Source organism: Sinorhizobium glycinis, from assembly GCF_001651865.1.
GTDB lineage: Bacteria > Pseudomonadota > Alphaproteobacteria > Rhizobiales > Rhizobiaceae > Sinorhizobium > Sinorhizobium glycinis.
The window spans coordinates 739,362-751,610 of the sequence record NZ_LPUX01000053.1 but is presented as its reverse complement, the minus strand read 5'-3'; the positions used below and the strand labels follow the sequence as shown (position 1 = coordinate 751,610).

The window sequence follows — 12,249 nt, the reverse complement described above, 5'->3', positions numbered from 1 at the left end:
AAACGATCTCTTGTTATCGAGGGCTGCACGCATGAAACATTCTCAGGCCGAAATTCTCCGCGAATATGGACCCTTTCCTGGCGCCGACAACGTGCATGGCGTCACCTTCGACGGCCAGCATGTCTGGTTCGCGTCCGGCGACAAGCTCAACGCCTTTGACCCGGCGAGCGGCGAGACGGTGCGCGCCATCGATGTCGCCGCACATGCCGGAACGGCCTTCAACGGCCGACACCTCTACCAGATCGCCGAGGATCGGATCCAGAAGATCGACCCGAAGACCGGCCGCGTGCTTTCGACGATCCCGGCACCCGGCGAGGGGGGCGACTCGGGGCTCGCCTGGGCCGAAGGGACGCTCTGGGTCGGGCAGCACCGCGGGCGCAAGATCCACCAGATCGACCCCGAAACCGGAGCGATTCTTCGCACCATCGAATCCAACCGCGTCGTCACCGGCGTCACCTGGGTCGACGGCGAGCTCTGGCACGGCACCTGGGAGGGTGACGAAAGCGAGGTGCGGCACGTCGATCCCGCAACGGGCAAGGTGCTGGAGAGCCTCGAGATGCCGGCCGGAATGGGCGTGTCGGGGCTGGAGTCCGATGGCGGGGGGCGGTTCTTCTGCGGCGGAGGAAAGAGCGGGAAGGTGAGGGTGGTGAGGCGGCCGAGGTGAGAGCAGCCGCGGATTACCGACAGCTCGATATTGGCGGTCGGTCGGTTATCGTCGTATGTTCGGTGGTCAGTTCCTCTTTACGAGCTGTGAGAGTGCAACACGTCTAAACGGAGTCCCAATTTTGAGCGTTGCCTTCACCAAGGAAGAAAGCGCCGAAACAGCTTCCGAAACTCTGCTGCCCGGCCGCCCGATTTCACCACACCCGAACCTCGTGACGAAAGCGGGATTGAAGGCTCTGGAATCGCAGCTCCAACAGGCTCGCGAGGGTTATTCTGCTGCAAGCGCGATCGAAGACGTGAATGAGCGGCGGCGGCAAGCTGCCGGGCCCCTGCGTGATCTGCGCTACTGTGCGGAAAGAGTTCGCACGGCTCAGGTAGTCCCCGATCCGACTTCAGGAGAAACTGTGGCTTTTGGCAGCACGGTAAGCTTCAGCCGTGAGGATGGGCGGGTGCAGACCTATCGAATCGTCGGAGAAGACGAAGCAGACCCGAAACTTGGGTCTATTTCCTATGTGTCTCCGGTCGCCCGGATTCTCATGGGCAAGGCGATCGGGGACGTGGTGAGCGTAGGCGGCCAAGAGCTCGAGATTGTCGCAATTTCTTGAAGCACCCACCTTCGGCATTGCCAGCGCCCTTTGCGGGAGTGCAAGTGGGGTGATTCCGCGCGCTGCCGAGACGAGATCAATTGTAAGCATGAAACTGGCTGGGGCACCTGCAGAGGGTTGGTCTGACGGAAACTCACCGGCATTTTGGCCGGCCCGCTGACACTAAAGCATCAGATTTTCGGCCGGGATCATGCGGAGCCCTACTTTGCAGTCGAAACATCGCTGGGTGAGTGCCATTCCCGCGTCATGCGAGGTATTGTTGGAGCATTCAGCGGTAAGGCGGCGACCTTCGCTGCTCTGGCGACCGGACTGGCAGCGGTGTCAAGAGCATGTCCAAGGCAATCTGCTGGTAGTGGAGGTGAGGGTGCTATTTCGATTGGCTCTTGCTTGTGGCATGATCGCAGCAACGGTCGCCATACAGGCGTTCTTCATGTCCGCTGGGCTAAATGCTTTTCGTCATATGGAAAAGAACCGGCGAGACGTCTTGGAGCGTTACCCGACATTTGTGACTGTCGCATGGGTAACATACCTTATTCTTCCGATCGCACTTGACGTCGTCCTTTGGGCCGCCCTTTATTACTTTTCGCAAGCCCTGACCAGCCTTGAAGACGCACTTTACTTCTCGACTGTCACTTTCACCACCGTGGGTTATGGCGACATCGTCCTTGGCAAGGAATGGCGCCAGGTCGCCACCTTCGAAGCGATCAATGGATGGATCATTTTTGGGTGGGCAACGGCACTGATGATGGCCGTAATCCAGCGCCTCTATTTTCGCGAGACGGAGCCCAGAGAAAGGGCCTGAGCTTTCAGGGCACCGAGGGCGTGCGGCCGTGGCAGAGCGCAGCGTCATCCGGCTCCCTGGCATACCGCACCGGCCACGTTGCTGCGTGAAATTGACACGGGTCAATGCGCTGCGACGGTCGGCTCTGCATACTATTAAATACTTTTGACAGCTCTGCTGCTGAGGGCACTCCGATGCGCAAGTTCGAAGAAACGAGCACTATTGCGCCGCCTCGCTCCGCAATAGGAACGGTCTTGGCCGAGGTACGGCGAAGCCCTCTTTTTACGCTAATCGTCTTCGTACCCGTCGTTTTCCTTTTTGAGCAGGTATTCCCGGAGGCGCACACCTGGCTATTCGTCCTATCGATTGCGGCGATCGTGCCGCTCGCGGCGCTGCTCAGTCGCGCGACCGAGTCGGTGGCAGCGAAGACCGGTGATGCGGTCGGCGGGTTGCTAAACGCGACACTTGGCAATTTAACCGAACTCGTGATCTCGCTCGCGGCCCTGCAGGCCGGCCAGTATCTGTTGGTCAAAGCCTCAATCGCAGGCGCTATCGTCACCAACACCCTCTTCATGTTGGGCGGCGCCTTCCTCATCGGCGGGCTCAAACATCACCTGCAGGAGTTCAATCGGGTGAACGCACGCTTCCAGGCGAGCCTGTTGTTCCTGGCGACGATCGCAATTCTGGTTCCTTCCCTGATCAGCGAAGTGGATCGGACCCCCGCAGTCGCCTTCTCTCAGAAGCTGAGCCTGGGTTTGGCGATCCTTCTCATCGCTGTCTACGGATTGGGAATGTTGTTTTCCTTGAGGACGCACCGGGAGCTCTTTGCGAGCGCCGGTCATGCCGATGTCGACGAGGCACCATGGTCGCTTCCGGTGGGGACCGTCGTGCTGACTGTTGTCACGCTTTTGGTCGCGATGGTCAGCGAGATATTCGTCGGCTCCGTGCAAGTCGCCGCGCAGCATCTCGGGATGACACCCGCCTTCGTCGGCTTCATTGTCGTCGCCCTCGTGGGGGGAGCCGCGGAGATGACCAGTGCCTTCTCGGCCGCGCGCGCCAATCGCCTCGACCTGAGCGTCGGCATCGCGCTCGGCAGCGCGGCGCAGATCGCTCTCTTTGTCGCGCCTGTCCTGGTGCTCGTCAGCTATTTCATAGGACCGGAACCGATGTCCCTGCAGTTTTGGCCGGGCGCGGTCGCAATGATGCTAATCGCCACTATGGCGGCATCTCTCTTGTCCAATGGCGGGCACGCAGCGTGGTACGCGGGCGTGATGGCGCTCGCCGTCTACGCGATATTCGCGCTGACGCTGTTTCTTTTACCACCTGGAACGGGCCAATGAGCGAAAGTCGGAGGAAGGAGCTGCAAAAGCCCATCTTTAGTGCTCCCTCGAGATGGCTGCCTGATGTCAGTCGATGATATGGTAGCCGCCGTCGACGTAAAGCACCTGACCGGTGATCAGCCGCGCCGCGTCGTGCGCGAGAAACGCGGTCGCCACCCCCACGTCGTCGATGTCAATGAGTTCACGCGTCGGCGACTTCACCTTCGTCTTCTCCAGCAGCGCGTCGAATTCCGGGATGCCGGAGGCAGCCCGGGTGGCGAGCGCTCCGGGAGAGATCGCGTGCACGCGAATTCCCTTGGGGCCGAGCTCGGCCGCGATATAGCGCACGGCGCTTTCGAGCGCGGCCTTGGCAACCCCCATGACATTGTAGTTCTCCACCACCACCTGTGAACCGTGATAGGTCATGGTGAACAGCGTGCCGCCCCTCTTCATCAGCGGTTCGGCGAGGTGCGCCATGCGAATGAATGACCAGCAGGAAATCTCCATCGTGGTCAGGAATCCCTCGCGCGGAACGTCGGTCACCCGCCCGCCAAGCGTGTCCTTCGGTGAAAAGGCGATCGAGTGAACGAGGAAGTCGAGCTCGCCCCAGGTTTCGCCGATCCGCTCGAACACGGCCTCGATCTGGCCGGGCACGGCGACGTCCAACGGGAGGAAGATCGGAACTTCGAGCTCGCGGGCCAGCGGCTCCACATGGGGCTTCGCCTTGTCGTTGAGATAGGTGACCGCGAGCTCCGCACCGAAGGCGCGGAAGGCACGGGCGCAACCCCAGGCAATCGAGCGGTCGTTGGCAATGCCGACGATCAGGCCCTTGCGGCCTTCGAGGAGCTTGGCCTTGGCGGTGGGAATCGGCATCGACGTATCTCCTCAGTCAGGCTGTGTGAGCGCGGATGAGCGCCAGCGTGTGGCGCGCGATCATCAGTTCCTCGTCGGTCGAAATGACGTGAAGTGCGACGCGGCTCCTAGGCGTCGAGATCACCCCCGCGCCGGCCTCGTTCGCCACGGCATCTAGTTCGGCGCCAAGCCAGGCGAGACCCTCGGCGATCCTGGCGCGGATCGGCGGCGAATTCTCGCCCACCCCCGCGGTGAAGATGAAAGCATCGACGCCGCCCAGCGCCGCGGCAAGCATGCCCGCGTTCAGCCCGCAGCGATGCACGAAGTGGGCGATCGCGAAGGCAGCACGGGGATCATCGCTTGCCAAAAGCTCACGCATGTCGTTGGAGATGCCGGATAGACCCTTCAGGCCGGCATCATGGTAGAGAAGATCCGAGACCGCCTCGACAGTCAGGCCCTTCTCTTTGATCAGGTAGAGCACGACGCCCGGATCGAGCTGGCCCGGCCGTGTTCCCATCGGCAGGCCATCGAGTGCGGTGAAGCCCATGGTGCTCTCGATGCTGCGGCCGTCGCGCAGCGCGCACATCGAGGCACCGCTTCCGAGATGGGCGACGACGACCTTGCCGCCGGCGACCTTCGGTGCCATCTCACGCAGCCGCTCGGCCACGTATTCGTAGGAAAGACCGTGGAAGCCGTAGCGCCGGACGCCCTGGTCATGGAAGGTCCGCGGCAGGGCGTAGCAATCGGCATGTTCGGGATGTCCGCGGTGAAACGCCGTGTCGAAGCAGGCGACCTGCGGGACGTCGGGATTGATCTCCATGGCGAGGCGGATCGGCGCCAGATTGTTCGGCTGGTGCAGCGGCGCCAGGTCCTGATAGCTCGCAAGGCGATCGACCACCGTCGCATCGATGAGCACGGGCTGCGTGTAATCGGGGCCGCCATGGACGACACGGTGGCCGATTGCACGCAACTCGAAACCGTCCAGCGTCAGCAGCCACTCCCGCGCCGCGGAAATGGCGTCGGGCAGGTCGCCAATGGCTTTGAGGTCGTAGCCGCGATCGACGAGGACCGCCCCGTCGGCCCCGTTGGCCTTTAAGTGCGGCCGCGTACCGATGCCGCTGATCTGGCCGCGCACCTGGCGCTCAAGCCCCCCATCCGCGATGCCGAAAACCTGGAACTTCAGGCTCGACGATCCGGCATTGACGACAAGGATCGCGTCCATGGTGCTACACCGCCGCCACTTGTGTTGCCCGTCGCCGGGCCGCAAACAGCGCGGCGACGGCGCAGGACGCGAGGCGGGTGCGAACCGTATCCGCCCGCGAGGTGAGCACGATCGGCACGCGCGCGCCGAGAACGATGCCGGCCGCATCGGCATGGGCAAGGAAGGTCAGGTTCTTGGCGAGCATGTTGCCCGCTTCGAGGTCCGGCACCACGATGATCTGCGCGTGGCCGGCAACGGGCGATCTGATGCCCTTGATGCGCGCGGCTTCCGGGTCGATGGCGTTGTCGAAGGCAAGCGGCCCGTCGAGCAGGCCGCCGGTGATCTGGCCGCGCTCGGCCATCTTGCAGAGCGACGCTGCGTCGATCGTCGAAGGGATCTTGGTCGTGACCGTCTCCACCGCCGAGACGATGGCGACACGCGGTTCGCCGAGGCCGATCGTCACCCAGAGGTCGATGGCGTTCTGGACGATGTCGCGCTTGGCTTCGAGGTCCGGGAAAATGTTGATCGCGGCATCCGTGATGAAGAGCGTGTCGGCGTGGCCGGGCACATCCATGACGAAGACGTGGCTGATCCGTCGGTCGGTCCTGAGGCCTGTGGCGGAAGCGGCGACTTCATGCATCAGTTCGTCGGTATGGAGGCTCCCCTTCATCAGAAGTTCGCCCTTGCCTTCGCGGATCAGTTGGACCGCCTTGGCGGCGGCGGCGTGGCTATGCGGCGCATCGATGATCTCCCGGTCGCCGAGATCGAGCCCGTACTCCGCCGCGACGTAGCGGATCTTTGCCTCGGGCCCCACCAGCAGCGGCTTGATCAGCCCCATCTCCGCGGCCTCGAGGGCGCCGCGCAGCGAGGTTTCGTCGCAGGGATGGACAACGATGGTGACCGCGGGCACTTCGGCCCGCGCGGCAGCGATCAGGCGGTCGTACTTGGACGGCTGGGCCGTCAACGCGGTCACCTCGGACATGGGGTCGGTCCTCCTTGCCTTGTCGATCAGGACGACGTGCGCTGGCGTGCGGTCTTCGGCGCCACGAAGCGGACTGCTTCGCTGCCGACGCCGAAAAGCCTGGCCACCCGCTCCAGCCGCTCGGCGGCGACGCCCGTCAGCGCACCCGAGGCCTCCAGCACCTCCCGAAGGGCGCCGAAGCCGGAGCGACGCTCCTCCAGATCTTCCGGCAACAGCTGCGGAATTGCCGCAAGCGCCGCCTCCTCGTCGAGCAGCAGGATGAAGAACTGCTTGCGCAGGAGCGCCTTGAATTCGGCAAGCGGCAGTTGGCTGGCGGTCGGATGCGCGCGCCGCAGCCGGCGGATCGCCTCGAAGCCGCGCTCGTCGGCGCCGCCGCGCGCCTTTCCGACGAACAGCAATGCCCTTGCCAAGGCTTCGCGAAGACCCCCTTGGGTGATCTCGGCCTTGAGCGCGTCGATCCGCTGCTTGACGAGTGCCTGGTGCAGCTCGCTCTTTGCCGGCTTGCGCGGCGGCCGGTCGGACTTGGTATCGATGCCGACTGCGGCTTGGAGGGCGGGCGAACCGTAGAGAGCGCGGAAGGTCTCCTCCGCAAGCCGTTCCGCCGACCGGCGCCAGGCTTCCAGACCGTCGACGATCTGCCGCGACATGTTTTCCTGCAGCGCCAGGAACGGATTCTCGGCAGCTGCCGGGCTACGGTTTTCGCGGACACGCTCGGCGACGGCCGGGACCCACGCCATGAAAGGATTGCTCGGGCCGAAGAACTCGTACTGGAGGCGCAGCGGGTGCATGCGCCGCATCGCCTGAGCCACGGCCGGTGTCGCCATTGCCGTGACCGCGGGCTGCAGGCAGGTGCGGTAAAGGGCCTGGTTGATCTCGGAGACCTTTGCTGCCGTAGCGAAACGGCGCTCATCCTCGAGATCGTTGCCGCCCAAGGCGCGGATGTCGTCGAGCGTGCGCGCCTCGCAGCGCATGACCCATTCCCCGGCAACCAGTTCCCTGCCGTCGACAACCTCGTTTGCCGGCTTCAGCACCGCTTCATAGAGCCCCGGCGGCAACACATCGATCAGATCGATGTTGGAGGCAAACTCGTCGTGCTCCTTCCGGGCGACGCCGGCGGAGACGAAGATGCCGAGATGGCCGATCTTTTCATGGACGGCGTAGACGATGGTCTGGCCGTGGGCGCGGATTTCCTCCACGCTGTCGTAAAGGTCGAGAATCCAGTCGAGTGCCTGCTGCGGCGGCGTGATGTTGTCGCCCTTGGAGCAGAACACGACGACCGGCGCCTGGATGCTGCGCAGGTCGATGGCCGTTCCGTCCGAGGTCCGGATCTCGCCTGCGGCGAGCTTGTTGCCGACGAAGAGTTCATCGACGATGAACTGCATCTCCTCGGCGTTCAGCGTCACATGGCCGCCCCACCAGCGCTCGAAGCCGAGATAGCGCTCGGCTTCCGTGTCGATCTTCGAATAGAGATTGTACTGCTTGCTCCAGAGCGTGTTGGCGGGGTTCTGGTTTTCGAAGTTCTGGACCAGCCAGGCGCCGTCGAATATGCCGGCGCCGAGATCGCTCGTGAGCGCTGTCAGCCAGCTGCCGCCGAGGAGGCCGCCCGAATAGCGCATCGGGTATTGTCCTCGCACGCCTGCCCAATAGGAGAGCGGCGTCCCTGCGAGGATGATCGGGCCGAACAGGTCCGGACGGAGCGCAGCAACGATCATCACGGCCCAGCCCGCCTGGCAATTGCCGATCACGCAGGGCTTGCCGTCCGCGTCGGGGTGGCGGGCTATGACGGTTTCCAGGAAAATCGCTTCGGCGCGGGCGATATCCTCGATGGTCTGGCCAGGAACAGGCTCGGGAAGAAAGCCGATGAAGTAGCAGGGATGTCCGGCCTTCAAAGCCACGCCGATCTCGCTGTCGGCCTTGAAGCCGCCTATTCCGGGGCCATGGCCGGCGCGCGGATCGACGACGACGAAGGGCCGCTTCAGCGGGTCGATGACGATGCCATCGGGCGGGATGATCCGGACGAGCGCATAATTGACCGGCCGATCGAGGCTGCGGCCATCAAGGACCAGTTCCGCATCATAATTCAGGACGTGCGGGGCGGTGCGCTCCGTATGCTCTTCGTACTGCCGGGCCCGCTGGCGCATCACATCGAGAAAGAGAATGGAGCGCTGCCACGCATCGAGAGAATAGGCGAGTGCATCTGCAAGGTTCGGGATGGTCGGCTGAGGCATTGCCTACTCCTCGGCTTGAACGAAGGTCGGTCCCAATCTCTGATCGCATATACAGCAACAGTGCATGTCGAGCATTGATCATCGTCAAACCAGGTGGCTCCCGAGCCGCTGAGTACGAGGCTGCGGAAAACGCAATGGAGTCTTATGCCGCACGCATGTACTTGAGGCATGGTGCCACGCCTCAAAAGGCCGCTCTCCTTCTCGACCGCGAGGCTGCACAAATATCCCGCACCTTGCTCTGCTCTGGGTCGACAACAGACTACGGGATTGCAGCCACCTCACGCTGACTGTCGAGGACACCCAACACCGCGACTTGGATTCACCTTCTTGGTGGGTCCACCCGTCCAACAGGCGAGGGCGAGAATGGCATTTGAGTTGCCGCGCGGCCTTTCATTGCCAGGGTGCGATTTGAGTACAGCGGATTTCCGGTGATCTCCCCGCCGATCCATTTCGGGTGCGGTGGATCTTCCCAAGGGTTGCGCAATTCCACTTCAGCGATCACCAGGCCATCATTCGTGCCGGAATAGACGTCGATATGCCAGAGATAATCAGCATAGCGAACCTGGTATCGAGTCTTCTCGACGATACCCAGCGCGAACTCGAACATCTGCAGCGCGTCGGAATATGGTATCGTATATTCATACTCCTCGCGTCTCATATGGTCTCTTCGGAACTTGAACGTCAAAGTCGCCCGCTCCGCATCGATAATCCTCACGCGCAACATTCTGTTTGTCGTCGCGATGAGATAGGCCTGCCGCAGTTCGGAGCCAGTAGTGGCGTACTTCCGCCACCGATCGTCCAGGACCTGAAACTTGCGCTCGATCTCAAGTGCCATTGTTTCGCCTATGCGGAGCCGAGCGGCGAACCGTCTTGACGCGAGAAGCCGCGCTCTTCATCGATCCGGGTAGCGCGCCTACTTCCCGACGGTACTCAGTCGGGCACCACGCTCCACTTGTCGTCCGGATCGAAGCGGTCGATGAAGGGCACGATCGCCTCGGTGCTAGAACCGAGGTCCCGTTCGTAGACGATGCCGTGCTGGTTGACGACGAAGGTCTTGACGCCCGTTTCGGCATATTGGACCGGCCAGGCGATCAGGGCGTAGCCGCCGATCATGTTTTCGTTGATGACATAGTCGTACTGGCCGCCGGCGATGTTGTCGCCCTGCGAAGTCAGAATACGGAACCGGTAACCGAAATAGCCCTCGCCCGCTTTGGCCTTTTCCAAGGCCGCCTCGCTGATGGCATCGCCGACGGGGCTCTCGCCGTCCCCCTGGTCCGGCGGCCAGTAGAGGCCGTCGGTCTGCCCGGGACTGCTGATCAGCTTCCGGGCATATTCAAGGACGCCGTCCGCATCGCGGTCCTGAGCCGCATAGTCCTTCTGCGCCTCGACATAGGCGCGTACCGTCTCGATCGCCTCGAGTTCGTTCTCGCCGACGCGTCGGTTGAGAACTTCCTCGAGCCCGACATAGGTGTCGAAGGCCCATTTGCCGTCCTCGCCCTTGACGATCGGGAACGGCATGGGCCAGAGCCGGTCGCCGATCTCGATGATCTTGCGACCCTCGAGGTCGCGCATGCGGACGTTGCGGGCCGCCCCTTCACGAATAATTGCAAAGGTCTCCATCGCCCCTTCGCCGCCCTTCAGTTTCGCTGCGTCGAGCCCCAGCAGTTTTGCAAGGCCCTCGAAATCATTGGCGGCAAGCCGCTCCTTGAAGGCCTCCACCGCCTTGGCCGGATCGTCGAAGGCGGGCGGGTCGTCGGCCGCGGCATAGTCATCGATGTCCGGCGGCTGTGCCTGCGCAAGCGCGGCATCGCCCGGTGCAATGGCGAGCGCAAGCGAGAGGACCGATCCGAGCAGCAGTCCGTGCAAAAGCCTGGTCATCGTCGTGCTCCCCTCCCTCACCGTCTGCGCCCGCCACCGCGGCCGCCGCCGCGCGCCATCGGCGGTCTGCCACCGCCGCGGCTCATCTGCGGCCGTCCGCCGCCACGATGGCCGCCGCCCATGCTGTGGCCGCCGCGCCGCGACGAGGCCACCTCGCGCCGGCCGGTGTTGACGTTGCCGAGGCCCGAGGGCTTTTTGGGCCGGTTCTGCGCCTTCGCCGCCATCTTCTTCTTGCCGGCCGGCCGGTTGACCGAAGACTTCTGGCCCTTTGGACGGTTGACGCTCGGCTTGCCGCCGCCAGCCTTTGCCTTCGCCGCCGTCCGGCCGCCGGGCCGTGCCGCGGCTTCGCGTCTCGGTTGGGCCTTCAGGCCCTCGAGTGTGCTCTTGCGCACATCCTTGAGCTCACCGCCCCCGCCGCCCGGTCGCGCTTGCGGCCGATCCCGATTGATCGCGGCGGCGCGGTTGCGCAGGTTGTTGTCGCCCCTGGCCTTGATGTTGTTCTTGATGTTCGACCGGTCGAATTTCTGGAGCTGATCGCGGTCGAAGCTGATCTTGCTGCGGTCGACATTCTTCCAGTCGATGTCGTTGAAGTTGACCTTGCCGTCGAAGTCGATGTCGTTGAAGCACTTGTTGCAGTCGACATCGATGTCGCCGTCCCAGCGGCCACCCCACACGCCCCAATCGTCCCAGTCGACGATGGCGCCGAAGATCGCGCCGGTGACGGCGCCGGCGAAGAAGGCCGCGCCCGGATACCAGTAGGCGGGATAGGGGTCGTCATAGTAATCGATCGGCACCGGCGCGTAGTCCGGCTCGTAAAGCATCTCCGGCGGATACTGCGGCACGTAGATGACTTCCGGGTTCGCCGACTGGATGATGATGTTGTCACCCTCCTCGACCACCTTGATCTTGTCGTCGGTCTCGATGATGTCCTTGGCCACCGCCTCGTCGCGCAGTTGCTGGATGGCGATCAAAACGTCCTTCTGCTGATTGGCGATCGCCTCGCCGAAGGCCTGCGTCCATTCGAGGTCCTCGCTCATCATCTTGACGATCTCGGGATAGTTCAAGAGCGAGATGATGCTGCCGTCCCAGCTTTCCTTCGGTTTCAGCTCGGGCTTCTTCTTGCGGGCCTCGAGAAACCGCTCCGCCTCTATGATCTGCAAGGGATAGAGCGAGGCGGCCGAGACGAGTGCCACCAGCTCGTCCGGATAGAGAGCGATGCGGGCGACCAGGACCTCGAGTTCGTCGTCGTTGAGCGGCTCGGGCGCCGCCTCGGCAGCCACGGGCGGTGGGATATCCTTCTGTTGGGCCTGCGCAAGACCGTTCGGAGTAAGGAGCGTCAGCGCTACTGCCGCGGCATAGCGAAGCATGAGGGTCCGCTTCTTGTCCATTTTCTCCCCCGGGGAGTGTCTCAGCTTTGAGAATGATCGAGGATCCGGTGCGACCATGCTCGCATCGCGGACCGAATTAGTGTCGACGCTTTCGCAATATTCGATCGCGGGCCATTGCCGTTGCGGTTCCCAACAGTGAAAAGGCAACCATCGCTGCTCGAATTCTCTCGCAACCAAGGCTGCAAGTCGTTGATCGCGATCAACGTCGGAAAAATTCGGTGCTCACTCCCCGCTTGAAATCGCTTGTGGTGCAAAAGCGCCTGTCTTCGACGAACGGCATGCGAGGGTCGAGCAGGCGGGGCTCCTGATCCCGGAACTCCATCGTCCCCAGGGGCTCGCTGGCGAGCCCCTG

At 63.1% G+C, this 12,249-nt stretch carries 11 protein-coding genes; 4 read left to right on the top strand and 7 right to left on the bottom strand.

Annotated elements, in window-relative coordinates; genetic code table 11:
- Positions 1 to 31 precede the first annotated feature (31 nt).
- The 4 genes from AU381_RS08460 to cax all read left to right on the top strand — a co-directional run bounded on the left by AU381_RS08460 (position 32) and on the right by cax (position 3,389).
- Positions 32 to 664 carry a Vgb family protein gene (locus AU381_RS08460; protein WP_064241288.1) on the top strand — a complete coding sequence of 211 codons (633 nt, stop codon included), beginning with the start codon at positions 32 to 34 and terminating at the stop codon, positions 662 to 664.
- Between the two features lie 121 nt (positions 665 to 785).
- Entirely contained in the window at positions 786 to 1,268 is a 483-nt protein-coding gene (gene greA, locus AU381_RS08455) for a transcription elongation factor GreA (protein ID WP_064241287.1), read from the top strand.
- 394 nt (positions 1,269 to 1,662) lie between these two features.
- The gene (locus AU381_RS08450) at positions 1,663 to 2,070 is read left to right on the top strand and encodes a potassium channel family protein (RefSeq protein ID WP_064241286.1); all 408 of its coding nucleotides are present in this window, start codon (positions 1,663 to 1,665) and stop codon (positions 2,068 to 2,070) included.
- Positions 2,071 to 2,243: 173 nt separating this feature from the next.
- Complete coding sequence (cax, locus tag AU381_RS08445; protein ID WP_064241285.1) at positions 2,244 to 3,389, top strand: calcium/proton exchanger; 1,146 nt, start codon at positions 2,244 to 2,246, stop codon at positions 3,387 to 3,389.
- A gap of 66 nt (positions 3,390 to 3,455) precedes the next feature.
- Here cax and fabI read toward each other — a convergent pair whose 3' ends face one another.
- The 7 genes from fabI to AU381_RS08410 all read right to left on the bottom strand — a co-directional run bounded on the left by fabI (position 3,456) and on the right by AU381_RS08410 (position 11,897).
- A complete protein-coding gene (gene fabI / locus AU381_RS08440) occupies positions 3,456 to 4,241 on the bottom strand; it encodes an enoyl-ACP reductase FabI (protein WP_064241284.1) in 786 nt (261 codons plus the stop codon).
- Positions 4,242 to 4,257: 16 nt separating this feature from the next.
- Positions 4,258 to 5,442 (bottom strand): acetate/propionate family kinase, encoded by a 1,185-nt coding sequence (locus tag AU381_RS08435; protein ID WP_064241283.1) that lies wholly within the window; start codon positions 5,440 to 5,442, stop codon positions 4,258 to 4,260.
- Positions 5,443 to 5,446: 4 nt separating this feature from the next.
- Entirely contained in the window at positions 5,447 to 6,403 is a 957-nt protein-coding gene (locus AU381_RS08430) for a phosphate acetyltransferase (RefSeq protein ID WP_064241282.1), read from the bottom strand.
- A 26-nt stretch (positions 6,404 to 6,429) separates the two neighbouring features.
- Positions 6,430 to 8,631, bottom strand: a complete 2,202-nt coding sequence (locus AU381_RS08425) for a DUF3141 domain-containing protein (protein ID WP_064241281.1) — start codon at positions 8,629 to 8,631, stop codon at positions 6,430 to 6,432.
- Positions 8,632 to 8,950: 319 nt separating this feature from the next.
- Positions 8,951 to 9,466: a CYTH domain-containing protein gene (locus AU381_RS08420; RefSeq protein WP_064241280.1), complete on the bottom strand. Its 516-nt coding sequence runs from the start codon at positions 9,464 to 9,466 to the stop codon at positions 8,951 to 8,953.
- Positions 9,467 to 9,561: 95 nt separating this feature from the next.
- Positions 9,562 to 10,509, bottom strand: coding sequence for a DUF2950 domain-containing protein (locus AU381_RS08415; protein WP_064241279.1), 948 nt, complete (start codon positions 10,507 to 10,509; stop codon positions 9,562 to 9,564).
- 17 nt (positions 10,510 to 10,526) lie between these two features.
- Positions 10,527 to 11,897, bottom strand: coding sequence for a DUF3300 domain-containing protein (locus tag AU381_RS08410; protein WP_064241278.1), 1,371 nt, complete (start codon positions 11,895 to 11,897; stop codon positions 10,527 to 10,529).
- Positions 11,898 to 12,249 lie beyond the last annotated feature (352 nt).